The organism is Acidovorax sp., assembly GCF_047607405.1.
GTDB lineage: Bacteria > Pseudomonadota > Gammaproteobacteria > Burkholderiales > Burkholderiaceae_C > Acidovorax.
The window spans coordinates 42,137-66,041 of record NZ_JASGDA010000088.1; the positions used below are offsets into that span (position 1 = coordinate 42,137).

Annotated in this window: 24 protein-coding genes and 2 tRNA genes; 12 read left to right on the forward strand and 14 right to left on the reverse strand. The window is 66.7% G+C overall.

The genetic code is table 11. The features are described 5' to 3' along the window. The first annotated feature begins 31 nt into the window (after positions 1-31). A complete protein-coding gene (locus QM569_RS10205) occupies positions 32-2,623 on the forward strand; it encodes a [protein-PII] uridylyltransferase (RefSeq protein ID WP_414987119.1) in 2,592 nt (863 codons plus the stop codon). A gap of 61 nt (positions 2,624-2,684) precedes the next feature. Here QM569_RS10205 and def read toward each other — a convergent pair whose 3' ends face one another. Continuing rightward, positions 2,685-3,224 carry a peptide deformylase gene (def, locus tag QM569_RS10210; protein WP_414987120.1) on the reverse strand — a complete coding sequence of 180 codons (540 nt, stop codon included), beginning with the start codon at positions 3,222-3,224 and terminating at the stop codon, positions 2,685-2,687. A gap of 46 nt (positions 3,225-3,270) precedes the next feature. On the opposite strand from def, the gene QM569_RS10215 reads away from it, so the two are divergent. Continuing rightward, complete coding sequence (locus tag QM569_RS10215) at positions 3,271-3,678, forward strand: YbaN family protein (protein WP_414987121.1); 408 nt, start codon at positions 3,271-3,273, stop codon at positions 3,676-3,678. A 46-nt stretch (positions 3,679-3,724) separates the two neighbouring features. On the opposite strand, the gene QM569_RS10220 is transcribed toward QM569_RS10215, so the two are convergent. Beyond that, a tRNA-Asn gene (locus QM569_RS10220) sits at positions 3,725-3,800 on the reverse strand. A 57-nt stretch (positions 3,801-3,857) separates the two neighbouring features. Beyond that, positions 3,858-3,933 (reverse strand) — tRNA-Asn (locus QM569_RS10225). Positions 3,934-3,986: 53 nt separating this feature from the next. Between QM569_RS10225 and aat the strand changes: the two genes are divergently transcribed. The 3 genes from aat to QM569_RS10240 are packed head-to-tail and all read left to right on the forward strand — an operon-like array spanning position 3,987 to position 6,316. Next, positions 3,987-4,727 (forward strand): leucyl/phenylalanyl-tRNA--protein transferase, encoded by a 741-nt coding sequence (gene aat, locus QM569_RS10230; protein ID WP_414987122.1) that lies wholly within the window; start codon positions 3,987-3,989, stop codon positions 4,725-4,727. After that, entirely contained in the window at positions 4,724-5,461 is a 738-nt protein-coding gene (locus QM569_RS10235; RefSeq protein ID WP_414987123.1) for an arginyltransferase, read from the forward strand. The genes aat and QM569_RS10235 overlap by 4 nt, the downstream gene beginning before the upstream one ends. Before the next feature lie 45 nt (positions 5,462-5,506). Continuing rightward, entirely contained in the window at positions 5,507-6,316 is an 810-nt protein-coding gene (locus tag QM569_RS10240) for an IclR family transcriptional regulator (protein WP_414987124.1), read from the forward strand. Between the two features lie 24 nt (positions 6,317-6,340). Here the strand turns inward: QM569_RS10240 and pbpG are convergent, their stop codons facing one another. The 6 genes from pbpG to QM569_RS10270 form a co-directional block, all read right to left on the reverse strand. Further along, complete coding sequence (gene pbpG / locus QM569_RS10245; protein WP_414987125.1) at positions 6,341-7,402, reverse strand: D-alanyl-D-alanine endopeptidase; 1,062 nt, start codon at positions 7,400-7,402, stop codon at positions 6,341-6,343. Between the two features lie 116 nt (positions 7,403-7,518). Next, the gene (locus QM569_RS10250) at positions 7,519-9,060 is read right to left on the reverse strand and encodes a 2-isopropylmalate synthase (RefSeq protein ID WP_414987126.1); all 1,542 of its coding nucleotides are present in this window, start codon (positions 9,058-9,060) and stop codon (positions 7,519-7,521) included. Positions 9,061-9,090: 30 nt separating this feature from the next. Further along, the gene (gene pssA / locus QM569_RS10255) at positions 9,091-9,924 is read right to left on the reverse strand and encodes a CDP-diacylglycerol--serine O-phosphatidyltransferase (RefSeq protein ID WP_414987127.1); all 834 of its coding nucleotides are present in this window, start codon (positions 9,922-9,924) and stop codon (positions 9,091-9,093) included. Positions 9,925-10,083: 159 nt separating this feature from the next. Further along, positions 10,084-11,100, reverse strand: coding sequence for a ketol-acid reductoisomerase (gene ilvC, locus QM569_RS10260; RefSeq protein WP_414987128.1), 1,017 nt, complete (start codon positions 11,098-11,100; stop codon positions 10,084-10,086). 56 nt (positions 11,101-11,156) lie between these two features. Beyond that, the gene (gene ilvN, locus QM569_RS10265) at positions 11,157-11,648 is read right to left on the reverse strand and encodes an acetolactate synthase small subunit (RefSeq protein WP_414987129.1); all 492 of its coding nucleotides are present in this window, start codon (positions 11,646-11,648) and stop codon (positions 11,157-11,159) included. A gap of 139 nt (positions 11,649-11,787) precedes the next feature. Then, positions 11,788-13,581, reverse strand: a complete 1,794-nt coding sequence (locus QM569_RS10270; protein ID WP_414987130.1) for an acetolactate synthase 3 catalytic subunit — start codon at positions 13,579-13,581, stop codon at positions 11,788-11,790. A 257-nt stretch (positions 13,582-13,838) separates the two neighbouring features. Here QM569_RS10270 and QM569_RS10275 point away from each other — a divergent pair, with 257 nt between their 5' ends. Genes QM569_RS10275 through QM569_RS10295 form a run of 5 tightly spaced genes read left to right on the forward strand, consistent with a single transcriptional unit; the run spans position 13,839 to position 16,869 of the window. Then, the gene (locus QM569_RS10275) at positions 13,839-14,402 is read left to right on the forward strand and encodes an RNA polymerase sigma factor (RefSeq protein ID WP_414987131.1); all 564 of its coding nucleotides are present in this window, start codon (positions 13,839-13,841) and stop codon (positions 14,400-14,402) included. Continuing rightward, positions 14,399-14,872, forward strand: coding sequence for a DUF3619 family protein (locus tag QM569_RS10280; protein ID WP_414987132.1), 474 nt, complete (start codon positions 14,399-14,401; stop codon positions 14,870-14,872). The genes QM569_RS10275 and QM569_RS10280 overlap by 4 nt, the downstream gene beginning before the upstream one ends. Positions 14,873-14,886: 14 nt before the next feature. Then, positions 14,887-15,759, forward strand: coding sequence for a DUF3106 domain-containing protein (locus QM569_RS10285; protein WP_414987133.1), 873 nt, complete (start codon positions 14,887-14,889; stop codon positions 15,757-15,759). Between the two features lie 7 nt (positions 15,760-15,766). Further along, the gene (locus QM569_RS10290) at positions 15,767-16,279 is read left to right on the forward strand and encodes an RDD family protein (RefSeq protein WP_414987134.1); all 513 of its coding nucleotides are present in this window, start codon (positions 15,767-15,769) and stop codon (positions 16,277-16,279) included. Beyond that, positions 16,276-16,869 carry a TIGR00730 family Rossman fold protein gene (locus tag QM569_RS10295; RefSeq protein ID WP_414987135.1) on the forward strand — a complete coding sequence of 198 codons (594 nt, stop codon included), beginning with the start codon at positions 16,276-16,278 and terminating at the stop codon, positions 16,867-16,869. The genes QM569_RS10290 and QM569_RS10295 overlap by 4 nt, the downstream gene beginning before the upstream one ends. Positions 16,870-16,929: 60 nt before the next feature. Here QM569_RS10295 and QM569_RS10300 read toward each other — a convergent pair whose 3' ends face one another. From QM569_RS10300 to QM569_RS10315, 4 genes are read right to left on the reverse strand one after another with little or no spacing between them, the layout of a single operon-like run. Then, a complete protein-coding gene (locus QM569_RS10300; protein WP_414987136.1) occupies positions 16,930-17,268 on the reverse strand; it encodes a P-II family nitrogen regulator in 339 nt (112 codons plus the stop codon). Between the two features lie 32 nt (positions 17,269-17,300). Next, complete coding sequence (locus QM569_RS10305; RefSeq protein ID WP_414987137.1) at positions 17,301-18,959, reverse strand: NAD+ synthase; 1,659 nt, start codon at positions 18,957-18,959, stop codon at positions 17,301-17,303. 32 nt (positions 18,960-18,991) lie between these two features. Beyond that, complete coding sequence (locus QM569_RS10310) at positions 18,992-19,387, reverse strand: type II toxin-antitoxin system VapC family toxin (RefSeq protein ID WP_414987138.1); 396 nt, start codon at positions 19,385-19,387, stop codon at positions 18,992-18,994. Beyond that, a complete protein-coding gene (locus tag QM569_RS10315; protein ID WP_414987139.1) occupies positions 19,384-19,638 on the reverse strand; it encodes a hypothetical protein in 255 nt (84 codons plus the stop codon). Before QM569_RS10315 ends, QM569_RS10310 begins: the two co-directional genes overlap by 4 nt. A 62-nt stretch (positions 19,639-19,700) precedes the next feature. Here QM569_RS10315 and QM569_RS10320 point away from each other — a divergent pair, with 62 nt between their 5' ends. After that, a complete protein-coding gene (locus QM569_RS10320) occupies positions 19,701-20,999 on the forward strand; it encodes a GNAT family N-acetyltransferase (protein ID WP_414987140.1) in 1,299 nt (432 codons plus the stop codon). Positions 21,000-21,062: 63 nt separating this feature from the next. On the opposite strand, the gene ppa is transcribed toward QM569_RS10320, so the two are convergent. Then, a complete protein-coding gene (gene ppa / locus QM569_RS10325) occupies positions 21,063-21,593 on the reverse strand; it encodes an inorganic diphosphatase (RefSeq protein ID WP_414987141.1) in 531 nt (176 codons plus the stop codon). A 232-nt stretch (positions 21,594-21,825) separates the two neighbouring features. On the opposite strand from ppa, the gene QM569_RS10330 reads away from it, so the two are divergent. Next, positions 21,826-23,892, forward strand: coding sequence for a sodium-translocating pyrophosphatase (locus QM569_RS10330; RefSeq protein ID WP_414987142.1), 2,067 nt, complete (start codon positions 21,826-21,828; stop codon positions 23,890-23,892). Positions 23,893-23,905: the final 13 nt, after the last annotated feature.

The window sequence follows — 23,905 nt, forward strand, 5'->3', positions numbered from 1 at the left end:
TTCCGCGCGCTTTTTGCCTGCCGCGCCGACCATGACCGAAATCCATGCCCTGCGCGATGCCTACCGCGCCGACAAGGCCGCCATCCTGGCGGCGATGCAGTCCACGGGCGCATCCACGCGCGGCATCCATGGCGTGCTCAAGCGCCTGTCCGCGCTGGCCGACCGCCTGCTGTGTACCTTATGGCAGCGCGCCGGGCTGCCCGCCGACCTGGCCCTGGTCGCAGTGGGCGGCTTTGGGCGGGCGCAACTTTTCCCCTACTCCGATGTCGATGTGCTGCTGCTGCTGCCAGGCGACGCCGCGCCCGAGACAGGCAGCGCGCTGCGCACGCAGCTCGAAGGCTTCATCGGCAGCTGCTGGGACGCGGGGCTGGAGATCGGCTCCAGCGTGCGCACCGTGGCGGAGTGCCTGGCCGAGAGCGCGGCCGACGTGACGGTGCAGACCTCGCTGCTCGAAGCGCGCCAGGTGTGCGGCAGCGCCGCGCTGTTTGCCGAATTCCAGCACCGCTACCGCGCGCAGATGGACCCGCAGGCTTTCCTGGTGGCCAAGACGCTGGAGATGCGCCAGCGCCACAACAAGTACGAGAACACGCCCTACGCGCTGGAGCCCAACTGCAAGGAATCCCCCGGCGGCCTGCGCGACCTGCAGACCATCCTGTGGGTGGCGCGCGCAGCGGGCCTGGGCCGCGACTGGAAGGAACTGGCTGCCAGCGGCATGGCGACGGCCTTCGAGGTGCGCCAGATAGAGCGCAACGAGGCCCTGCTGTTCCTCATCCGCGCCCGCCTGCACGCGGCGGCGGGGCGGCATGAAGACCGACTGGTGTTCGATTTGCAAACGGCAGTGGCCGAAACCTTCGGCTACCGCTCGCTCTCGCCCGACGGCAAGCGCCTGCCCATGCGCGCCAGCGAAAGCCTGATGCGCCGCTACTACTGGGCGGCCAAGGCCGTGTCGCAGCTCGCGCAAATCCTGCTGCTCAACATCGAAGAGCGGCTGAATCCTTCGACACACGAGCCGCGCCCCATCAACGAGCGCTTCTTCGAGAAAGCGGGCCTCATCGAGGTCGCCAGCGACGACCTGTACCGGCACGACCCGCACGCCATCCTGGAAACCTTTCTGCTCTACCAGACCACGGTGGGCCTCAAGGACCTGTCCGCCCGCACCCTGCGCGCCCTGTACAACGCGCGCGGCGTGATGGACGCCGCCTTCCGCCGCGACCCGGTGAACCGCGCCAACTTCATGCGCATCCTGCAGCAGCCCGCGGGCATCACGCACGCCATGCGGCTGATGAACCAGACCTCGGTGCTGGGACGCTACCTGTGGCCCTTCCGCCGCATCGTGGGGCAGATGCAGCACGACCTGTTCCACGTCTATACGGTGGACCAGCACACCCTGATGGTGCTGCGCAACGTGCGCCGCTTCTTCATGGCCGAGCACGCGCACGAATACCCATTCTGCTCGCAGCTCGCGGGCGGGTGGGACAAGCCTTACATCCTGTACGTGGCCGCGCTGTTCCACGACATCGGCAAGGGGCGCGGCGGCGACCACTCCGTCATCGGCGCCGACGAAGTGCGGCGCTTTTGCCGCCAGCACGGCGTGCCGCGCGAGGACGCGCAGCTCATCGAGTTCCTGGTGCGCGAGCACCTCATCATGAGCACCGTGGCGCAAAAGCAGGACCTGACCGACCCCGAGGTGATCGGCAACTTTGCCCGGCGCGTGGGCAACGAGCGCTACCTGACCGCGCTGTACCTGCTCACCGTGGCCGACATCCGCGGCACCAGCCCCAAGGTGTGGAACGCCTGGAAGGGCAAGCTGCTCGAAGACCTGTACCGCGCCACGCTGCGCACCCTGGGCGGGCGGGCGCCCGACGCCGCCGCCGAGATCGAGGCGCGCAAGCGCGAGGCGCAGGTGCAGCTCGCCCTGTCCGCGCAGCCGCACGAGTCGCACAAGGCGCTGTGGGACACGCTGGACGTGAGCTACTTCATGCGCCACGAGGCGGCAGACATCGCCTGGCACACGCGCCACCTCTCGCGCCACGTCGGCACGCCCAAGCCCGTGGTGCGCGCGCGCCAGTCGCTGGCAGGCGACGGGCTGCAAGTCATGGTCTATGCGGCCGACCAGCCCGACCTGTTCGCCCGCATCTGCGGCTACTTCGACCGGGCGGGCTTTTCCATCCTGGACGCGCGCGTACACACCGCCAACAACGGCTACGCGCTCGACACCTTCCAGGTCGTGGCGCCGTCGCAACCCGGCCATTACCGCGAACTCACGCACATGGTCGAGAGCGACCTGGTGCAGACCATCGAGGCCGGCGGCCCGCTGCCCGAGCCAGCGCGCAAGCGCCTGTCGCGCCGGGTCAAGAGCTTTCCCGTCGCGCCGCGCGTCACGCTGCGGCCCGACGAAAAGGCCCAGCGCTGGCTGCTCGCCATCTCCGCCAGCGACCGGGCGGGCCTGCTCTACCTGGTGGCGCGCATCCTGGCGCGGCACCGGCTGAACGTGCAGCTCGCCAAGGTCAGCACCCTGGGCGAGCGGGTGGAAGACACCTTCCTGGTGCAAGGGCCGGAGCTGCAGAACAACGCCCGGCAGATCCAGATCGAGACCGAGCTGCTGCGGGAGCTTTCAGCCTGAATACTCCTGTTTTGATAGCTGTTAGTGCTTTCTGGATAAGCGCTAGAGGCTGATTTGACCATTAATCGTCTTCGGCGGCGCTGATGCCCGGGAACAGCACCTCGGTAAACCCGAACTGCGTGAAGTCGCGCACCCGCATCGGGTACAGCTTGCCGATGAGGTGGTCGCACTCGTGCTGCACCACGCGGGCGTGAAAGCCGTCCACCGTGCGGTCGATGGCATCGCCATACGGGTCGAACCCGGTGTAGCGGATGCGCGACCAGCGCGGCACCTTGCCGCGCAGGCCGGGCACCGAGAGGCAGCCTTCCCAGTCCTCTTCTTCCTCATCGCCCAGCGGCGTGATGACGGGGTTGCACAGCACCGTGGGCGGCACCAGGGGCCGGTCGGGGTAGCGCGGGTTGCGGTCGCCGGAGCCGAAGATCACCAGCTGCAAGTCCACGCCAATCTGCGGCGCCGCCAGGCCCGCGCCGTTGACGGCCCGCATGGTCTCGAACATGTCGCGCACCAGCAGGTGCAGCGCGTCGGTATCGAACGCGGTCACGGGCTGGGCCACGCGCAGCAGGCGCGGGTCGCCCATCTTCAGGATGGTGTGGACGGTCATGGGGCGGTTCAGTAAAAGCCAATCAGCATAGCGCCACAATAGCCCCATGACCCCGCCCAGCGACGACGAAAGCCCTGCGCCGCGCCCCCTGCCATGGCCGCTGCGCTGGCTGCTGCTGGCCTTTGCCATGCTGAGCCTGGCGCTGGGCATCATCGGCATCGTCGTGCCGGGCATGCCCACCACGGTCTTCATCCTCATGGCGGCCTGGGCGGCGGCGCGCAGCTCGCCGCGCCTGTACCGCTGGCTCTGGAACCACCGCCTGTTCGGCCCCCCGCTGCGCAACTGGTCGCAAGGCGGCAAGGTCAGCCGCCGCGCCAAGTGGAGCGCCACCATCGTCATGGCGATCAGCACCGCCATCCTGCTGATGTTCGGCCCCCGCAACTGGGCGCTGGGCGCGGCGCTCGCCTGCATGGCCTGCGTGCTGGCCTGGCTGTGGCGCAGGCCCGAGCCCTGAAGAAAAACAAAACCCGCCATGCGCGAACACATGGCGGGTTGGTGAGTGGCTCCTCAACCTGGGCTCGAACCAGGGACCTACGGATTAACAGTCCGGCGCTCTACCGACTGAGCTATTGAGGAATGATCGGCACTTGGATGAAAAAGGCCCCGCGTACACATGCAGGGCCTTCGGATTTTTGGCTCCTCAACCTGGGCTCGAACCAGGGACCTACGGATTAACAGTCCGGCGCTCTACCGACTGAGCTATTGAGGAACAAGACTTAGATTATATACACAAAACCGTTGCTTTCTGGACAATAACGCCCCATGTCTTCGCAACTGCCCTGGCTGGCGCCGGGTGACCCACTGCCCCAGCCTAATGACGCCTGGGGGGCCGACGACCCCGCGCCCGGCCTGCTGGCCGCGGGCGGCACGCTGGACGTGGCGAACCTGTGCGCCGCCTACGCGCAAGCCACCTTCCCGTGGTACGGCCCCGGCCAGCCCATTCTGTGGTGGTCGCCCGACCCGCGCATGGTGCTGCCCGTGGCGCAGTTCCGCCTGCACCGCTCGCTGCGCAAGACGCTGCAAGCGTTTCGCGCCCGGCCCGGCTGCGAGATCCGCGTGGACGGCGCCTTCAAGGCCGTCATCACCGCCTGCGCCGCCAAGGAACGCGAAGGCCAGACTGGCACCTGGATCGTGCCCGACATGGTGCGCGCCTATACGGCCCTGCACGCAGCGGGCCACGCCCACAGCGTGGAGACCTGGGTGGACGGCGAGTTGCGCGGCGGCCTGTACTGCGTAGCGCTGGGCCGTGCAGTCTTCGGCGAATCCATGTTCGCCCACGCCACCGATGCCTCCAAGATCGCGCTCGCGGCGCTGGTATGCCTGTGCCGCGTGCATGGCGTGGAACTGATCGACTGCCAGCAGAACACCCGCCACCTTGCCTCGCTGGGCGCACACGAGATTCCACGCGATCGCTTCCTGGCCCACGTGGAGCAGGCACGCCACCAGCCGGGGCCGCCATGGCAGTTCGACCCCCTATACTGGAACGCACTGCTTTCCAGATGACGCAACTCAACGACCTTCCGCTGCAAACCTTGCAGTTCTACGCGACGGCGCCCTACCCGTGCAGCTACCTGCCGGGCAGGCAGGCCCGGTCGCAGGTCGCCACGCCCAGCCACCTGATCCAGAGCGACGTGTATTCCGACCTCGTCGCCAAGGGCTTTCGCCGCAGCGGCATGTTCACCTACCGACCGTATTGCGACGGCTGCCAGGCATGTATGCCGCTGCGCGTGCTGGTGAACGAGTTCCAGCCCGACCGCAGCCAGCGCCGCGCCGCCGCGCGGCACGACAACTTGCAAGCCCGGGTGCTGCGCCTGTGCTTCGTGCCGGAGCACTACCAGCTCTACCTGCGCTACCAGAACGACCGCCATGCGGGCGGCGGCATGGACCATGACAGCATCGACCAGTACACGCAGTTCCTGCTGCAAAGCCGGGTCAACTCGCGGCTGGTGGAGTTCCGCACGCCCGAGGCTGAAGGCGCGGTGCTCAAGATGGTGTCCATCCTCGACGTGCTGGACGACGGCCTTTCCGCCGTCTATACCTTCTACGAGCCCGAGGCGCACGCAAGCTACGGCACCTACAACGTGGTGTGGCAGATCGGCCAAGCGCGCTCGCTGGGCCTGCCGCACGTCTATCTGGGCTACTGGATCGAGGCCAGTTCCAAGATGAATTACAAGGCGCGCTTTCACCCCCACGAGGTGCGCACCGATGGCGTCTGGCAGCGTGCCACGGCGGGTTGATATTTCACAAGATAAAATTCTGCGGCCCTCATTCCATCGCCGCCCATGAAAAAGATCGACCCCAGCGTCCCTGCCAAACCCAGCGTCCAGGTGCTCGAACGCATGTTCACGCTGATCGACGTGCTGGCCTCGCGCGAGGAGGCCATCTCCCTCAAGGAGATCAGCGAGAAGACGGGGCTGCACCCTTCCACCACGCACCGCATCCTGAACGACCTGACCATTGGCCGCTTCGTGGACCGGCCCGAATCCGGCAGCTACCGCCTGGGCATGCGCCTGCTGGAGCTGGGCAATCTCGTCAAGGCGCGCCTGAGCGTGCGCGACGCAGCGCTCATACCCATGCGCAACCTGCACAAGCTGATCCAGCAGCCTGTCAACCTGAGCATGCGGCAGGGTGACGAGATCGTCTATGTGGAGCGCGCCTACAGCGAGCGCTCGGGCATGCAGGTCGTGCGCGCCATCGGCGGGCGGGCGCCCCTGCACCTGACCTCTACCGGCAAGCTCTTTTTAGCGCTGGACGACCCACAGCGCGTGCGCGCCTACGCCACGCGCACGGGGCTGGCGGGGCACACGCGCAACAGCATTACGCAACTGCCGGTGCTGGAGCGCGAACTCGCCAAGGCGCGCCAGTACGGCATGGCGCGCGACAACGAGGAACTGGAGCTGGGTGTGCGCTGCATGGCCGCCGGTGTGTACGACGACCAGGGCAAACTGGTGGCGGGCCTGTCGATCTCTGCCCCCGCCGACCGGCTGGACGAGGGCTGGCTGCCCAAGCTGCAAGGCACGGCGCATGAGATATCGCTGGCCCTGGGCTACACACCCGGCACCGAACCCTGCGGAGAAGCCAGGGCGCGCTGACCTGGCCAAAGACAAAAGGCGGCTCTAGCCGTTGCCGCCCGCAGCCGTGTGGCGCGATTCCATCCAGTGGCGCACCCGCTCCGCGTCGCCGATGCGGCTGAACTTGCCTGCCGAATCCAGGAACACCATGATGAGCTTGCGCCCGGCGATCTGCGCCTGCATCACCAGGCAGCGACCGGCCTCGGAGATATAGCCGGTCTTCTGCAGGCCGATGTCCCAGGTGGGGTTCTTCACCAGCCCGTTGGTGTTGTTGTACTGCAGGGTTCTACGCCCCACTTCGACCTCGTAGCCCGGGGAAGTGGACAGCTCGCGCAGCAGCGGATCGCCGTGCGCCACGTTCACCAGGGTGGCCAGGTCGCGGGCGCTGGACTGGTTGCGGCTGGACAGGCCCGTGGGCTCCACGTAGCGCGTGTCGGTCATGCCCAGCAGACGGGCCTTGGCGTTCATCTGCGCCACGAAGGCGTCCAGACCGCCCGGGTAGGTGCGTCCCAGCGCATGCGCGGCGCGGTTCTCGCTGGACATCAGGGCCAGGTGCAGCATTTCGCCGCGCGTCAGCGTGGTGCCCACGACGAGGCGCGAGCGGCTGCCCTTTTCGGTGTCCACGTCGTCCTGGGTGATGGTGATGGCCTCGTCCATCGGCAGCTTGGCCTGCGAGATGATCATGCCCGTCATGAGCTTGGTCAGCGACGCGATGGGCAGCACGGCATGGTCGTTCTTGCTGAGCAGCACCTCGTGCGTGTCCTGGTCGATGACGAGGGCCACGCTGGACTTCAGGTCCAGCGGGTCGTTCACCTCATGCAGACCGGCCAGTTGCCCGAAGGACGGCTTGGCGGGCACATAGGCCACGCGGGTAGCGGCCTTGGATGTCCTGGCCGACACGCGCACGGCCTTGCCGTTGCTGGCGGCCACCTTGCGGGGAGAAACGGCGCGCTGCTTGGCGGCGGATGCGCTGACCAGCTGCTTCTTGAACGACGCGCTCTTGCGCTCTGCTGCGTGCGCGCCGGGCGCGATCAGCGCGGCGCTCACGACGGCAAGGCCCAGGAATTGGGTGAAACGGCTCACTGCGGCGCGATGACGATGGTGCATCAATGTGCTCCAAACGGTAAATGGTGTTGTGCAGTGTACAGAATGGAAAAAAGTCGCGCAAGATCAAGACCTTGCACGGCTTTCCAAGAAAGTGAGTGAAATTATAAGTCGGCGACTCAGCCTTGTGCCGCCACCCTGTCGGCTTTACTTTGTAACTTGTTCAACGCGCTCAGGTAGGCCTTTGCGGATGCGACCACGATGTCCGGGTCGGCCCCCACGCCGTTCACCACGCGACCGCTGTTTTGCAGCCGCACCGTCACTTCGCCTTGGCTCTCGGTGGAGCCGCTGGTGATGGCGTTGACCGAGTACAGCAGCAGTTCGGCGCCGCTCTTGACGTGCGATTCGATGGCCTTGAGCGATGCGTCCACCGGCCCGTTGCCGTCGGACGCGCCCTTGAACTCCTTGCCGTCGATGGTGAACACCACCTCGGCCTGCGGGCGCTCGCCGGTTTCGCTGTGTTGCGACAGCGAGACGAAGCCATACTGCTCCTTCTCCGCCGTCACGCTCTCGTCGCTGACCAGGGCCAGGATGTCCTCGTCGAAGATGTCGCTCTTGCGGTCGGCCAGTTCCTTGAACTTGGCGAAGGCGGTGTTGATCTCGCTCTCGCTTTCCATCTGCACGCCCAGTTCCTGCAGGCGCTGCTTGAAGGCGTTGCGGCCACTGAGTTTGCCCAGCACGATCTTGTTGGCCGTCCAGCCCACGTCCTCGGCGCGCATGATCTCGTAGGTGTCGCGGGCCTTGAGCACGCCGTCCTGGTGGATGCCGCTGGCGTGCGCGAAGGCGTTGGCGCCCACCACGGCCTTGTTGGGCTGCACGACGAAGCCCGTGGTCTGGCTGACCATGCGGCTGGCGGCCACGATGTGCTGCGCGTCGATGCCCACATCGAGGCCGAAGTAGTCGCGCCGCGTCTTGATGGCCATGACCACTTCTTCCAGCGAGCAGTTGCCCGCGCGCTCGCCCAGGCCGTTGATGGTGCATTCCACCTGCCGCGCGCCGCCGATCTGCACGCCTGCGAGCGAGTTCGCCACGGCCATGCCCAGGTCGTTGTGGCAGTGAACGCTCCACACGGCCTTGTCGCTGTTGGGCACCTTCTCGCGCAGCGTCTTGATGAAGTTGCCGTACAGCTCGGGGATGGCGTAGCCCACCGTGTCGGGGATGTTGATGGTGGTGGCGCCTTCCTTGATGACGGCCTCGCACACGCGGGCCAGGAAGTCGATCTCGCTGCGGTAGCCGTCTTCGGCGCTGTACTCGATGTCGCCCGCCAGGTTGCGCGCGAAGCGCACGGCCTGGATGGACTGCTCCAGCACCTGCTCGGGCGTCATGCGCAGCTTCTTTTCCATGTGCAGCGGGCTGGTGGCGATGAAGGTGTGGATGCGCCCGCTGTTCGCGCCCTTCAGCGCCTCGGCGGCGCGGCTGATGTCGCGGTCGTTGGCGCGGGCCAGCGAGCAGACGGTGGAGTCCTTGATGGCATTGGCGATGGCCTGTATGCACTCGAAGTCGCCGTTGGAGCTGGCGGCAAAGCCGGCCTCGATCACGTCCACCTTCAGGCGCTCCAGTTGGCGCGCGATGCGCAGCTTCTCGTCGCGGGTCATGCTGGCGCCGGGCGACTGCTCGCCGTCGCGCAAGGTGGTGTCGAAAATGATCAGCTTGTCGGTCATCGTGTGCTCCTTGGGTCTGGTATGGGATTCTTACTTGTGCAGGCCGCGCTCGTCCGGCTCGTCGGTGGACGTGCTGATGACGCTGGTGTGCAGCCCCTTGGCCTTGCGCCAGGCATAGACGCCGTAGCCCGAAAGGCCGTAGCCCACGAACACGGCGAACAGCACCGTGGGCGGGTGGATGTTGATGACGGCGATGCCCAGTGCAATGAGCACGATGGCGGCGAAGGGCACGCTCTTTTTCATCTGCACGTCCTTGAAGCTGTAGAACGGCACGTTCGTCACCATGGTCAGGCCCGCGTAGAGCGTGAAGGCGAACATGATCCAGGTGATCTGCGTCCAGGTCAGCCACCCATCCTCGCCGGGGCGCACGCCCAGTTCGGTCATCAGCCAGATGAAGCCCGCGACCAGCGCGGCAGCGGCGGGCGACGGCAGGCCCTGGAAGTAGCGCTTGTCCACCACGCCCGTGTTCACGTTGAAGCGCGCCAGCCGCAGCGCCGCGCACGAGCAATAGACAAAGGCCGCTATCCAGCCCCAGCGGCCCAGGCCGTGCAGCGACCAGATGTACGCGATGAGCGCGGGCGCGGCGCCAAAGGACACCATGTCGGACAGCGAATCCATCTGCTCGCCGAAGGCGCTTTGCGTGTTGGTCATGCGCGCCACGCGCCCGTCCAGGCTGTCGAGCACCATGGCGCAGAACACGCCCACGGCGGCGGAGTCGAAGCGCCCGTTCATCGCCATCACGATGGCGTAGAAGCCGCCGAACAGCGCCGCCAGCGTGAACAGGTTGGGCAGTATGTAGATGCCCTTGCGGCGCTTGCGCACCACCACGCCGGGGTTCTCGGCGGGATCGTCTCCGTCATGCATCAAATCGGCCTCCAGCGCTTATCTGGCAAGCGCAAGCAGCTATCAAATTCATAGTTTCTGGCGGCCCCGGCGCTGCGCGGGGCAAAGGGCCAATTTTAGCCGCCCCCAGAAAAGGAAAAGGCCACCGGAGTGGCCTTTCGCTCGATACGCCCGGGGCGATCAGTTGCGGCTCTGGTCCACCAGCTTGTTCTTGGCGATCCAGGGCATCATGGCGCGCAGCTTGCCGCCCACCACTTCGATGCTGTGGTCGGCCGTGTTGCGGCGGCGGGCCGTCATGCTGGGGTAGTTCAGGCGGCCTTCCTGGATGAACATCTTGGCGTAGTCGCCGTTCTGGATGCGCTTGAGGGCATTGCGCATGGCTGCGCGCGACTGCTCGTTGATGACCTCGGGGCCCGTCACGTATTCGCCGAACTCGGCGTTGTTCGAGATCGAGTAGTTCATGTTGGCGATGCCGCCTTCGTAGATCAGGTCAACGATGAGCTTGAGCTCGTGCAGGCACTCGAAGTAGGCCATCTCGGGCGCATAGCCAGCCTCGACCAGCGTCTCGTAGCCCATCTTGATCAGCTCGACCGCACCGCCGCACAGCACGGCCTGCTCGCCGAACAGGTCGGTCTCGGTTTCTTCCTTGAAGTTGGTCTCGATGATGCCGGCCTTGCCGCCGCCGTTGGCCATGGCGTAGGACAGGGCCAGGTCACGCGCCTTGCCGCTCTTGTCCTGGTGGACGGCCACGAGGTGGGGCACGCCGCCGCCCTGCGTGTAGGTGCTGCGCACGGTGTGGCCGGGGGCCTTGGGGGCAACCATCCACACGTCCAGATCGGCGCGGGGCACGACCTGGTTGTAGTGGACGTTGAAGCCGTGCGCGAAGGCAAGCGACGCGCCCTGCTTGATGTTCGGCTCCACGTTGTTCTTATAGACCTCGGCGATCTGCTCGTCGGGCAGCAGGATCATGACCACGTCGGCGGCCTTCACCGCGTCGTTGACTTCGAGCACGTTCAGGCCGGCCTTGCCGACCTTGTCCCAGCTTGCGCCGCCCTTGCGCAGGCCGACCACGACCTTCACGCCGCTGTCGTTCAGGTTCTGTGCATGGGCGTGGCCTTGCGAGCCATAGCCGATGATGGCCACGGTCTTGCCCTTGATGAGGCTCAGGTCACAGTCTTTGTCGTAGAAAACTTTCATGTGTTGCTCCGGTTGAAATGCGTTGTTCGGGTTGGAAATAAAAACGGTGGATTGTCTTACACGCGCAGGATGCGCTCGCCGCGCCCGATGCCGCTGGCGCCCGTGCGAACGGTTTCCAGAATGGCCGTGCGGTCGATGGCTTGCAGGAAGGCGTCGTTCTTGCCCTGGTCGCCGGTCAGCTCGATCGTGTAGCTCTTTTCGGTCACGTCGATGATGCGGCCACGGAAGATGTCGGCCATGCGCTTCATCTCCTCGCGCTCCTTGCCCACAGCGCGCACCTTGACCATCATGAGTTCGCGCTCGGTGTAGGCGCCTTCGGTCAGGTCCACCACTTTCACCACTTCGATCAGGCGGTTCAGGTGCTTGGTGATCTGCTCGATCACGTCGTCCGAACCCGTGGTCTGGATGGTCATGCGCGAGAGCGATGCGTCCTCGGTGGGCGCGACGGTCAGCGACTCGATGTTGTAGCCCCGGGCCGAGAACAGGCCCACCACGCGGGAAAGAGCGCCCGCTTCGTTTTCGAGCAGGACGGCGATGATGTGTTTCATGAGTGAGATTCCTCTTTTCGCTGCCCTCCCCCGGCGCCGGTAAGCGCCAGGCTTGGCAGACAATAGATTCTTCAAAAAAGATAGCTACTCGCGCTTTCTGGATAAGCGCCAGAGGCCAATTTGATGACTGATATTGGGATTACAGGTCTTCCGACCCCAGCAGCATTTCGGTGATGCCCTTGCCCGCCTGCACCATCGGGAACACGTTCTCGGTGGGGTCGGTGCGGAAGTCGAGGAACACGCTCTTGCGTTCTTCGCGCGCGATGCGGCGCGCCTCGCGCAGCGCACCCTCCACGTCCTCGGGCTTCTCGATCAGCATGCCCACGTGGCCGAAGGCCTCGGCCAGCTTCACGAAGTCGGGCAGCGAATCCATGTAGCTGTGGCTGTAGCGGCCGGAGTATTCGATCTCCTGCCACTGGCGCACCATGCCCAGGTAGCGGTTGTTGAGGGCGCAGATGATGATCGGCGTCTCATACTGGCGGCAGGTGGCCAGCTCCTGGATGCACATCTGCACCGAGCCTTCGCCGGTGATGCAGAACACTTCCGCATCGGGCTTGGCCAGCTTGATGCCCATGGCGTAGGGAATGCCCACGCCCATGGTGCCCAGGCCGCCGGAGTTGATCCAGCGGCGCGGCTCGTCGAAGCGGTAGTACTGCGCGGCCCACATCTGGTGCTGGCCCACGTCGGACGTGATGTAGGTGTCGGCGTCCTTCGTCATGTTCCACAGCGTCTCGACCACGTACTGCGGCTTGATGACCTCCTGGTTGCCCCGGTCGTACTTCAGGCAGTCGCGCTTGCGCCAGCCCTCGATGGTGTCCCACCACGCGGCGAGCGCGCCCGCGTCGGGGCGGGCACTGCTCTCGCGCACCATGGAGATCAGCTCGGCCAGCACGTCCTTCACGTCGCCGACGATGGGCACGTCCACCTTCACGCGCTTGGAGATGCTCGACGGGTCGATGTCGATGTGGATGATCTTGCGGTCGTTCTGCGCAAAGTGCTTGGGGTTGCCGATCACGCGGTCGTCGAAGCGCGCGCCCACGGCCAGCAGCACGTCGCAGTTCTGCATGGCGTTGTTGGCCTCGATGGTGCCGTGCATGCCCAGCATGCCCAGGAACTTGCGGTCAGATGCCGGGTACGCGCCCAGGCCCATCAGCGTGTTCGTGACCGGGTAGCCCAGCATGTCCACCAGCGTGCGCAGCTCGTTGGTGGCGTTGCCCAGCAGCACGCCGCCGCCCGTGTAGATGTAGGGGCGCTTGGCCGTCAGCAGCAGTTGCAGCGCCTTGCGGATCTGGCCGCCGTGGCCCTTGCGCACGGGGTTGTACGAGCGCATTTCCACCGTCGCGGGGTAGCCGCTGTAGGCCACCTTCTTGAAGGACACGTCCTTGGGGATGTCCACCACCACGGGGCCGGGGCGGCCCGTGCGGGCGATGTGGAACGCCTTCTTCATCGTCGCGGCGAGGTCGCGCGCGTCTTTCACGAGGAAGTTGTGCTTGACGATGGGGCGCGTGATGCCCACGGTGTCGCACTCCTGGAAGGCGTCCAGCCCGATCGCGGGCGTGGGCACCTGGCCGGAGATGATGACCATGGGAATCGAGTCCATGTACGCCGTGGCGATGCCGGTGACGGCGTTCGTCAGGCCCGGGCCGGACGTGACCAGCGCCACGCCCACTTCGCCCGTGGCGCGGGCGTAGCCGTCTGCCGCATGAACTGCCGCCTGCTCGTGGCGCACCAGCACGTGCTGGATGGTGTCCTGCTTGTACAGCGCGTCGTAGATGTACAGCACCGCGCCGCCGGGGTAGCCCCAGATGTACTGGACGTTCTCGGCCTGCAGGGATTTGATGAGGATTTCGGCGCCCATGAGGTCCTGGGAGCCTGTGGCGTTGCCCTGCATGGCAGCGGCAGCCGATGTGAGTTCAGCCTTGGAGATTTCCATGATCGATCAACCTTTGTGAATTTCTCTGACGAAAAACCTTGGGTGCCCCTTGCGCGCGCCCTTGTGAAGCTGGCTTGGGACTTGAGGCCAAGGACATGGGCGGGATGATTGCCGCGCCGGACCGTGACCCGTTTGCCTTTTGAATTGCAACCGCGATTATCGCACTGCAACACGCCCAAAACGCGGGCAGCGCCGAAAAAAGACGCACCAATGCGATAATCGCGGACTCTGCGGCGCTCTCCTTTGCACGGCACCACTTGGCAACCGAACAAGAACTCTCCGATTTCCTCAAAGGCGTTGAAAAGCGCGCGTTCAAGCGCTCGCTCTACCACGTGCGCAACGAGGAAGCGGCGCTGGACATCGTGCAGGACAGCATGCTCAAGCTCGCCGAGCACTACGGCGACAAGCCCGCCGCCGAATTGCCCATGCTCTACCAGCGCATCCTGTCCAACTGCACGCTGGACTGGTTCAGGCGCCAAAAGACGCGCAATGCACTGTTTTCGAGCATGAGCGACTTCGAGGGCCCGGGCGACGATGGCATGGATTTTGATCTGCTCGAAGCCTACGAAAGCGACGACCACCAGGCCGAGAGCGCCGAAGACCTGACCCGCAGAAAGCAGATCTTCCACGAGATCGAGGCCGAGATCGCCGAGCTGCCGCCGCGTCAACGCGAAGCCTTCCTGATGCGTTACTGGGAAGAAATGGACGTGGCGGAAACGGCGGTCGCCATGGGCTGCTCCGAAGGCAGCGTCAAAACGCACTGTTTTCGTGCCATACAGACCCTCAGCAAAGCGCTGAAGGCCAAAGGAATCGAACCATGAACACGATCACCACTGCACAGACCCCATCGCCCCAGGCAGAGGCTGCGGCGGAGCGCTTTGCGCAGCGCGTCACGGCCCGGCTGTCCGGCGGCACCCAGGATCTGCCCTACGACATCGCCGAGCGCCTGCGCGCCTCGCGCGAGCAGGCGCTTGCCAAACGCAAGCGCGCCGCCGCACCGGTGCGCATGGCCGCACCCGCCGTCGTGCATGCGGGCGGCGGCAGCGCCGCCCTGGGCCGTGGCGGCAGCGAGGGCGGCGGCTGGTGGAACGCGCTGGTCTCGGCCGTTCCGCTGCTGGCCCTGGTGGTCGGGCTGGTGATGATCAACACCGCCCAGGACGAGAGCAGCGCGCACGACGTGGCCGAGGTGGATGCCGCCCTGCTGACCGACGACCTGCCGCCCGCCGCCTACGCCGACCCAGGCTTCGTACAATTTCTCCAGACATCATCCGCCAGGGCGGCGTCGAACTGACCTGCCCCCACTGCATGCACCCACGCCCCACCGACGCCTCCCCCGCCCTGCCAGCCACCGTGCTGGCTTTGGTGCTCTTGGGCGTGCTGGCGGCGGTCGGCGGCCAGGTGGTGGGGCAGATGCGCATGGCCCCCAGCACCGTGCTGCAGGCGGGCGCAGAGGCCGCCGTGGCCAGCCCCAACAACGCGCGCACACCGGCGGCTCCGGGCGCATCGGCGGCACCGTCGGCAGAAACCGGCCCCGGCTGGGCAACCCTGACCACGCCCCAGAAGCTGGCCCTGTACCCCCTGGCCGAGCGCTGGGCCTTCATCAGCGAGGCGCAAAAACGCCGCTGGCTGGCCCTGGCGGCCACCTTCCCCGCCCTGCCGCCAGAGGAGCAGGCCAAGTTCCACGAACGCATGACGGACTGGGCGAGCCTCAGCGCGCAGCAGCGCAACCAGGCCCGGCTGAACTACGCCGTCACCAACCGCCTGGCGCCGGACGACAAGCGCGCCCAGTGGGAAGCCTACCTGGCGCTGTCCGAGGAAGAAAAGCGCGCCCTGGCGGCCCGCGCCGCGCCCAAGCCCAAGGGCGCCGCCGTCGCCCTGCGGCCCGTGCCGCAGCGCAAGCTCGCCCAGGTGCCCGCCGCCACGCAGGCCATGCCCGGCAGCCCCAACGTGCCCAAGATCATCCCGGCGGACCACGGCGCCCGCGTGGCCGCGCCGGTCCACATCAACCCGGCGTCGGCGCCCGCTCCCGCCCATGCCCCCGCGTCTGCCGGGGCAGAGAGCATGCCCGTGGCCGTACCGACGGCCGTGCCCGCCGCGCTGCCGCCGCTGGGCGCGGGCCCTGCTGCGGAAAGCGCCCCGCCGGTCACGCCCGACAACTCGGGCCTGTACCCCCAATAACACTGGAATGACCGTCACTTCCGCGCCCCCCCGTCCCGGCGCGGCGCCCCACCTGTGGCGCCGCATGGCCTGCTGGCTCTACGAAGGCATGCTGATGTTCGGCGTGGTCTTCATCGCGGGCTACCTGTTCGGCACCCTGAGCCAGACGCGCAACGCCATGGACAACCGCCACGCGCTGCAAGCCTTCCTGTTCGTGGTGTTCGGCATCTACTTCACCTGGTTCTGGGCCAAGGGCCAGACGCTGGCGCAAAAGACCTGGCACATCCGCGTGGTGGACGCCGCAGGCCGCCCCATTACCCAGGCGCGGGCGCTGCTGCGCTACGTGCTCAGTTGGCTGTGGTTCCTTCCGCCGCTGGCCGCGTATGCCTTCGGCGTGCCCGCCGTGGAAGTGCTGGTGCTGCTGGGCGGCTGGGTCGCCCTCTGGGCCATTCTGAGCCGCTTCCACCCCGGGCGGCAGTTCTGGCACGACGCGCTGGCCGGAACGCGCCTGGTGCATTGCGACCCGCTCAAGAAACCATGACCCGCCCCGCTTTCTCCGTTTGCGTCTATTGCGGCTCGCGCCCCGGCGAGGACCCAGCGTTCGCCGACGCCGCCCGGGCCGTGGGCCGATGGATTGGCGTACACGGCGGGCAACTGGTCTATGGCGGCGGCCGCAGCGGCCTCATGGGCCTGGTGGCCGAGGCCACGCGCGAGGCCGGGGGCCGCGTGGTGGGCGTGATCCCGCAGGCGCTGGTGGACAGGGAACTGGCCAACCGCCAGTGCGATGAACTGCACATCGTGCAGACCATGCACGAGCGCAAGGCGCTGATGGCCGAGCGCAGCGACGCCTTCCTGGCGCTGCCGGGCGGCATCGGCACCTTCGAGGAACTGTTCGAGGTCTGGACGTGGCGCCAGCTCGGCTACCACGACAAGCCGCTGGGCCTGCTCAACGTGGCGGGCTATTACGACGGCCTGCTGTCCTTTCTGCAAGGCAGCGTGGCCAGCGGCTTTCTGGGCGAATGGCAGATGGAACTGCTGCGCGCGGGCAGCGACGCAGCCGCCCTGCTCACGGCCCTGGTGCAGGACGCGGGCGCGAATGCCGAAACATCCGCGCTGCGGAAAGTGATTTAGATCGCTCTATTTTTGATAGCTGACAGCGCACGCCGGATAAGCGCCAGCGGCCAAAAACACTCAAACTGCTGCGTCGTCCAGATCGCCCGTGCGGATGCGCACCACGCGCTCCACGGGCGTGATGAAGATCTTGCCGTCGCCGATCTTGCCGGTGCGCGCCACGTTCACGATGGCGTCCACGCAGCGGTCCACGTCCTCGGTCTTCACGACCACCTCGACCTTGACCTTGGGCAAGAAGTCCACCACGTACTCGGCGCCCCGGTACAGCTCGGTGTGGCCCTTCTGGCGGCCAAAGCCCTTGACCTCGGTGACCGTGAGGCCCGTCACGCCGCAATCGGCCAGGGCCTCGCGGACTTCTTCGAGCTTGAAGGGCTTGATGACGGCGGTGATCATTTTCATGGCGGTGTCTCCTGGGAATGTGAAAAACAAAATCAGGCGCGGAAGCGATTGGTAATAGGGTAACGCCAGTCCTTGCCGAAGCTGCGGCGCGTGACCCGGATGCCGACGGGGGCCTGGCGGCGCTTGTACTCGTTGAGCTTGATGAGCCGCGTCACGCGCTCCACGTCGGCGGGCGCGAAGCCGCTGGCGACGATGGACGCGATGGGCTCGTCCCGCTCCATGTAGCGCTCGATGATCGCGTCCAGCACCTCGTAGGGCGGCAGGCTGTCCTGGTCCTTCTGGTCGGGGCGCAGCTCGGCGCTGGGCGGGCGGGTGATGATGCGCTCGGGGATGGGGTTGGCGCCCGTGCCGTACGGGTCATTGGCATTGCGCCAGCGCGCGAGGGCGAACACGCGCGTCTTCGCCACGTCCTTGATGACGGCGAAGCCGCCCGCCATGTCGCCGTACAGCGTGCAGTAGCCGGTCGCCATCTCGCTCTTGTTGCCGGTGGTCAGCACCACGGCGCCGAACTTGTTGGACAGCGCCATCAGCAGCGTGCCGCGAATGCGGGCCTGCAGGTTCTCCTCGGTCGTGTCCTCGGGCAGCCCTGCGAAGTCGCTGGCCAGCGCGGCCTTGAACGCCTCGAACTGCGGCTGGATGGAGATTTCGTCGTAGCGCACCCTCAGCCGCGCGGCCATGTCGCGCGCGTCGATCCAGCTGATGTCCGCCGTGTAGGGCGAGGGCATCATCACCGCGCGCACCCTGTCGGCGCCCAGCGCATCGACGGCAATCGCCAGCACCAGCGCCGAGTCGATGCCGCCCGACAGCCCCAGCAGCGCGCCCGGAAAGCCGTTCTTGCCCACGTAGTCGCGCACGCCCAGCACCAGGGCGTCCCACAGGTCGGCCTCGGGGTTGCGCTCGGGGGCCACGTCTGCTTCTATTTTGATAGCTGCTTGTGCTTGCTGCATCTGCGCAAACACCAGTTTTTCTTCAAAACTCGGGGCGCGCATCGCCACCGTGCCGTCGGCGTTCAGCGCGAAAGAGCGGCCCTCGAACACCACCTCGTCCTGCCCGCCCACCAGGTGGGCATAGACCAGCGGCAGCCCCGTCTCGGCCACGCGCTCGCGCATCGTCTGCTCGCGCTCCGCGCCCTTGCCCAGATGGAAGGGCGATGCGTTGATGACCGCCAGCACCTGCGCGCCCGCCGCCGCCGCATCGCGCGCGGGGGCGGCGTACCAGGCGTCCTCGCAGATCAGCAGGCCCACGCGCACGCCATCCACCTCGAACACGCAGGGCGCACCGCCCGCCGCGAAGTAGCGGCGCTCGTCGAACACCTGGTAGTTGGGCAGCTCGCGCTTGGCGTAGGTGTGCTCGACGCGGCCGCCCCGCAGCACGCTGGCGGCGTTGATGCAGGCGCTGAACGCGGGCGCATCGGGCGCCACGGCCTGCGGGTGGCCAAGCACGATGGCCAGGCCCGCAAGCCCCGCCGTCTCGCGGGCCACGGTTTTCACGGCATCATCACAGGCCGCGATGAAGGCCGGGCGCAGGAACAGGTCTTCGGCCGCGTAGCCGCAGATCGCCAGCTCCGGCGTCAGCAGCAGCCGGGCGCCCCGGGCGTGGGCCTCGCGGGCGGCGTCGATGATTTTTTGGGCATTGCCCTGCATGTCGCCCACCGTGAAATTGAGTTGGGCGATGCTGATGACGAGAGACATACGGGAGCGGGGATGGGGAAAGTTCGCGTGAATTATGCGGGCGATGGTCGCGCGTCCCACGGATCCAGCAGTTGGACTCCGCACGCGGCGAAATCACCGCCGTTGCGTGTCATCAGCACCCGACCGTGGGCCAGCGCCGAGGCCGCGATGATGGCGTCCGGCAGCTTGATGCGGTGCTGCTCGCGCAACTGGATGGTTTGCACGATCACCGCTTCCGCGAGTGGGATTTCCTGCATGTGCGACAGCAGGTTCTGGGTGAGTTGCCGCGAAGCGGGCGTGTGGCCCGCCCAGCCCATGACTTCAATGCGGGTGATGGACGAATAGCTGGCCCCGGCGACGACCGCGTTTTCAAAGCAAGCCCTGGCAGCGGGCGGCAACTGCCCGTTGATGTAGTAGATGAGGATGTTGCTGTCAACCAGCACGCTCATGGCCGCCCGACCCATTCGCCGCGCAGGGCCGCCAGATCGGCGTCGATGGCCTGCACGGAATGCACGGGTTCCACACAACTCCAGGCGTTGGACAAGGCTTGCCTGCGCGCATCGCCCGCTGCGGTGCGCACAGGCGCATCTTCCTGCGCCAGCGGCAGGATGATGACTTCGCCACGCTGGCGGCGCAAATGCTCAGGCACCTGCACGGCGTCGGGCAGGTGGTCGTAGATTTCACGCAGTATGGTTGTCATCCGTTCGCTCCATTCGTGGCGACTGTGGTTCGATTGTGCGGCAAAGCGCTGCCTGTGGCACGATGGCCCGCCCCGCACTCCGGCCCCGACACACCTTGCCCGCCTACGAACTGCGCATCGCGGATGCCCCCGCCTCCATCGACGCCGCCGCCTGGAACGCCCTGCTCGCGCGGCAAAGCCAGCCCACGCCCTTCATGCGGCACGAGTACCTGGCCGCCCTGCACGAGAGCGGCAGCGCCACGCCGCGCACCGGCTGGGTGCCGTGCTTCATGACGCTGTGGCAGGGCAGCGAGTTGATCGCCGCCTGCCCGCTGTACCTCAAGAGCCATTCCTACGGCGAATACGTGTTCGACTGGGCCTGGGCCAGCGCCCACGAGCAGCACGGCGTGCCCTACTACCCCAAGGCCGTGGTGGCCGTGCCCTTCACGCCCGTGCCGGGCACGCGGCTCATGGCGCGCGACGGCCAGGCGCGGGCGCTGCTGGTGCAGGCACTGCGGCAATGGTGCGGGCAAGAGGGCGTGTCGTCCGCCCACGTGCTCTTTGCCAGCGACGATGATGTGCAGACCTGCTCCGACCAGCAGCTCATGCTGCGCCACACCGTGCAATTCCACTGGCAGAACATGGCCCCCACGCTCCCCGCTGCGCGTGGTTCGCTGCCCCCCGAGGGGGCGCTCGCTGCCTTGGGGCGGCCCGGCGGCATCTCGGGCTACCGCGACTTCGAGCACTTCCTCGCCAGCCAGTCGCAGGACAAGCGCAAGAAGATCCGCCAGGAGCGCCGCCGCGTGGCGGACGCGGGCGTCGGCTTCCGCTGGGCGCGGGGTGCGGACATCCGCGCGGCGGACTGGGACTTCTTCTACCGCTGCTACGAGCGCACCTACCTGGAGCACGGCAACCCGCCCTACCTCACGCGGGACTTCTTCGCGCGCATGGCGGCGCACCTGCCCGAGGCGTGGCTGCTGTTCATCGCCGAGCGCGGCGGACGGCCGATTGCTAGCAGTTTGATAGCTGTCAGCACCCTTCCATCAAGCGCTGAAGGCCAAAAAGACCATGAAACGCTGGTGGCCTATGGCCGCTACTGGGGGGCGCTGGAGCGGGTGGACTGCCTGCACTTCGAGGCGTGCTACTACCAGCCTTTGCAGTGGTGCATCACCCACGGCGCGCAGCGCTTCGAGGGCGGCGCGCAGGGTGAGCACAAGATGGCCCGCGCCCTGCTGCCCGTGCAGGCCGCCAGCGCGCACTGGCTGGCGCACCCGGCGTTCGCCGACGCGGTGCAGCGCTTCCTGGCGCGCGAGGGCGAGGGCGTGCAGGACTACCTGCAGGCGCTGCGGTCGCGCAGCCCGTTCAAGCCGCCTGTGGCCTGAGTTTGCTTTGTTTTTGATAGCTGCCAGCGCTTGCCCATCAAGCGCTGGAGGCCGATTGGACCATTATTTCTTCTGGTAGCTGGCGATACCGTCGGTGATTTCCTTCTTGGCGGCTTCGACGCCTTCCCAGCCCAGCACCTTGACCCACTTGCCCTTCTCCAGGTCCTTGTAGTGCTCGAAGAAGTGGGCGATGGCGTTGCGGCGCATGGCGTTCACGTCGTCGATGCTCTTCCAGTGGTCGTACATGGGCAGGATCTTGCTGGTGGGCACGGCGATGACCTTGCCATCGACACCGGCCTCGTCCTCCATCATCAGGATGCCCAGGGGGCGGCAGGGCACGACCACGCCGGGGTGCAGCGCGTAGGGGGTGATGACGAGCACGTCCACCGGGTCGCCGTCGCCCGACAGCGTCTGCGGCACGTAGCCGTAGTTGGTGGGGTAGTGCATCGCCGTGGTCATGAAGCGGTCCACGAAGATGGCGCCCGACTCCTTGTCCACCTCGTACTTGATGGGGTCGGAGTTCATCGGGATCTCGATGACGACGTTGAAGGTCTCGGGGGCGTTCTTGCCGGGGGTGACGTTATTGAGGGACATGGTTGGTAATGTGCTGATGCAGGACAGGAATCCGCGCTGGGATTAACCCTGATTTTAGGCACACGGCCGTTTCTGCACGCTTGCGCCCTGCGGTTTGGCGGTAAATTGCGCCCGTTGGCCAATCGACTCCCGCTAGCGGAGCACGAGGAAGCAACGCAGCGGAAGCACCACCGGACTGCGTTGTGATGTTTCCTTCCGTGCAACTACCGAATTGTTTTTCAAGGAGCGACGCATGGCTGACAACCCGGCACTGACTTCCCCTCTGATACTGGCTCTGGTTTGCGGACTGATTGCGGTGGCCTACGGCATCTGGGCCCGGGGCTGGATTCTTTCCAAGGACGCGGGCAACGCCCGCATGCAGGAGATCGCGGCCGCCATCCAGGCGGGGGCCGCCGCCTACCTGTCGCGGCAGTACAAGACCATCGCCATCGTCGGCGTGGTGCTGGCCGTGCTCATCGGCATCTTTCTCGACCCCACGACGGCCATCGGCTTCGTGGTGGGCGCGGTGCTGTCGGGCGCGTGCGGCTTCATCGGCATGAACGTGTCGGTGCGCGCCAACGTGCGCACGGCGCAGGCGGCCACGCAAGGCATCGGCCCGGCGCTTCAAGTCGCCTTTCGCGGCGGGGCCATCACCGGCATGCTGGTCGTGGGGCTGGGCCTGCTGGGCGTGACGGGCTTTTACTGGTTTTTGGGCGGCACGGCGGCCACGTCGGCGGGCGCGCTCAACCCGCTGATCGGGTTTGCCTTCGGCTCGTCGCTCATCTCCATCTTCGCGCGGCTGGGCGGCGGCATCTTCACCAAGGGCGCGGACGTGGGCGCCGACCTGGTGGGCAAGGTCGAGGCGGGCATCCCCGAGGACGACCCGCGCAACCCCGCCGTGATCGCCGACAACGTGGGCGACAACGTGGGCGACTGCGCGGGCATGGCGGCCGACCTGTTCGAGACCTATGCCGTCACGCTGATCGCCACCATGGTGCTGGGCGCGCTGCTGGTGGCTGCCGCACCGGTGAACGCCGTCGTCTATCCGCTGGCGCTGGGGGCCGTGTCCATCGTCGCCAGCATCATCGGCTGCTTCTTCGTGAAGGCGTCGCCGGGCATGAAGAACGTGATGCCCGCGCTGTACAAGGGGCTGGCGATCGCGGGCGTGCTGTCGCTCATCGCGTTCTGGTTCGTCACGGCCTGGATCATCCCGGACGGCGCGCTGGGCGGCACGGGCGCGCAGATGCGCCTGTTCGGCGCCTGCGCCGTGGGCCTGGTGCTGACGGCGGCGCTGGTGTGGATCACCGAGTTCTACACCGGCACGCAGTATTCGCCCGTGCAGCACATCGCGCAGGCGTCCACCACGGGCCACGGCACCAACATCATCGCGGGGCTGGGCGTGTCGATGCGCTCCACGGCCTGGCCGGTGATCTTCGTGTGCGTCGCCATCTGGGTCGCCTACGCGCTGGCGGGGCTGTACGGCATCGCGGTCGCGGCCATGTCCATGCTGTCCATGGCGGGCATCGTGGTCGCGCTGGACGCCTACGGCCCCATCACCGACAACGCGGGCGGCATTGCCGAAATGAGCGAGCTGCCCAGCAGCGTGCGCGACATCACCGACCCGCTGGACGCCGTGGGCAACACCACCAAGGCCGTCACCAAGGGCTACGCCATCGGCTCCGCCGGGCTGGCGTCGCTGGTGCTGTTCGCCGACTACACGCACAAGCTGGAGACGTATGGCAAGCACATCAGCTTTGATCTGTCCGACCCGCTGGTCATCATCGGCCTCATCATCGGCGGCCTCATCCCCTACCTGTTCGGCGCCATGGCGATGGAGGCCGTGGGCCGCGCGGCGGGCGCGGTGGTGGTAGAGGTGCGCCGCCAGTTCAGCACCATCCAGGGCATCATGGAAGGCACGGCCAAGCCCGAGTACGGCAAGGCGGTGGACATGCTGACCAGCGCCGCCATCAAGGAGATGGTCGTGCCCAGCCTGCTGCCCGTGGCCGTGCCCGTCATCGTGGGCCTGCTGCTGGGGCCGAAGGCGCTGGGCGGGCTGCTGATGGGCACCATCGTCACCGGGCTGTTCGTCGCCATCAGCATGTGTACCGGCGGCGGCGCGTGGGACAACGCCAAGAAGTACATCGAGGACGGCCACCACGGCGGCAAGGGCAGCGACGCGCACAAGGCCGCCGTGACGGGCGACACCGTGGGCGACCCCTACAAGGACACGGCGGGCCCGGCCATCAACCCGCTCATCAAGATCATCAACATCGTGGCACTGCTGGTGGTGCCGCTGGTGGTCAAATTTCATGCCGGTTGAGGCGGTATAAGGG

Excerpts from the sequence above, each read along its gene's own strand:
- QM569_RS10205 (WP_414987119.1), top strand. The coding sequence starts at position 32 with ATGACCGAAATCCATGCCCTGCGCGATGCCTACCGCGCCGACAAGGCC.
- def (WP_414987120.1), bottom strand. The coding sequence starts at position 3,224 with ATGACCGTCCACACCATCCTGAAGATGGGCGACCCGCGCCTGCTGCGC.
- QM569_RS10215 (WP_414987121.1), top strand. The coding sequence starts at position 3,271 with ATGACCCCGCCCAGCGACGACGAAAGCCCTGCGCCGCGCCCCCTGCCA.
- aat (WP_414987122.1), top strand. The coding sequence starts at position 3,987 with ATGTCTTCGCAACTGCCCTGGCTGGCGCCGGGTGACCCACTGCCCCAG.
- QM569_RS10235 (WP_414987123.1), top strand. The coding sequence starts at position 4,724 with ATGACGCAACTCAACGACCTTCCGCTGCAAACCTTGCAGTTCTACGCG.
- QM569_RS10240 (WP_414987124.1), top strand. The coding sequence starts at position 5,507 with ATGAAAAAGATCGACCCCAGCGTCCCTGCCAAACCCAGCGTCCAGGTG.
- pbpG (WP_414987125.1), bottom strand. The coding sequence starts at position 7,402 with ATGCACCATCGTCATCGCGCCGCAGTGAGCCGTTTCACCCAATTCCTG.
- QM569_RS10250 (WP_414987126.1), bottom strand. The coding sequence starts at position 9,060 with ATGACCGACAAGCTGATCATTTTCGACACCACCTTGCGCGACGGCGAG.
- pssA (WP_414987127.1), bottom strand. The coding sequence starts at position 9,924 with ATGCATGACGGAGACGATCCCGCCGAGAACCCCGGCGTGGTGGTGCGC.
- ilvC (WP_414987128.1), bottom strand. The coding sequence starts at position 11,100 with ATGAAAGTTTTCTACGACAAAGACTGTGACCTGAGCCTCATCAAGGGC.
- ilvN (WP_414987129.1), bottom strand. The coding sequence starts at position 11,648 with ATGAAACACATCATCGCCGTCCTGCTCGAAAACGAAGCGGGCGCTCTT.
- QM569_RS10270 (WP_414987130.1), bottom strand. The coding sequence starts at position 13,581 with ATGGAAATCTCCAAGGCTGAACTCACATCGGCTGCCGCTGCCATGCAG.
- QM569_RS10280 (WP_414987132.1), top strand. The coding sequence starts at position 14,399 with ATGAACACGATCACCACTGCACAGACCCCATCGCCCCAGGCAGAGGCT.
- QM569_RS10285 (WP_414987133.1), top strand. The coding sequence starts at position 14,887 with ATGCACCCACGCCCCACCGACGCCTCCCCCGCCCTGCCAGCCACCGTG.
- QM569_RS10290 (WP_414987134.1), top strand. The coding sequence starts at position 15,767 with ATGACCGTCACTTCCGCGCCCCCCCGTCCCGGCGCGGCGCCCCACCTG.
- QM569_RS10295 (WP_414987135.1), top strand. The coding sequence starts at position 16,276 with ATGACCCGCCCCGCTTTCTCCGTTTGCGTCTATTGCGGCTCGCGCCCC.
- QM569_RS10300 (WP_414987136.1), bottom strand. The coding sequence starts at position 17,268 with ATGAAAATGATCACCGCCGTCATCAAGCCCTTCAAGCTCGAAGAAGTC.
- QM569_RS10305 (WP_414987137.1), bottom strand. The coding sequence starts at position 18,959 with ATGTCTCTCGTCATCAGCATCGCCCAACTCAATTTCACGGTGGGCGAC.
- QM569_RS10310 (WP_414987138.1), bottom strand. The coding sequence starts at position 19,387 with ATGAGCGTGCTGGTTGACAGCAACATCCTCATCTACTACATCAACGGG.
- QM569_RS10315 (WP_414987139.1), bottom strand. The coding sequence starts at position 19,638 with ATGACAACCATACTGCGTGAAATCTACGACCACCTGCCCGACGCCGTG.
- QM569_RS10320 (WP_414987140.1), top strand. The coding sequence starts at position 19,701 with ATGGCCCGCCCCGCACTCCGGCCCCGACACACCTTGCCCGCCTACGAA.
- ppa (WP_414987141.1), bottom strand. The coding sequence starts at position 21,593 with ATGTCCCTCAATAACGTCACCCCCGGCAAGAACGCCCCCGAGACCTTC.
- QM569_RS10330 (WP_414987142.1), top strand. The coding sequence starts at position 21,826 with ATGGCTGACAACCCGGCACTGACTTCCCCTCTGATACTGGCTCTGGTT.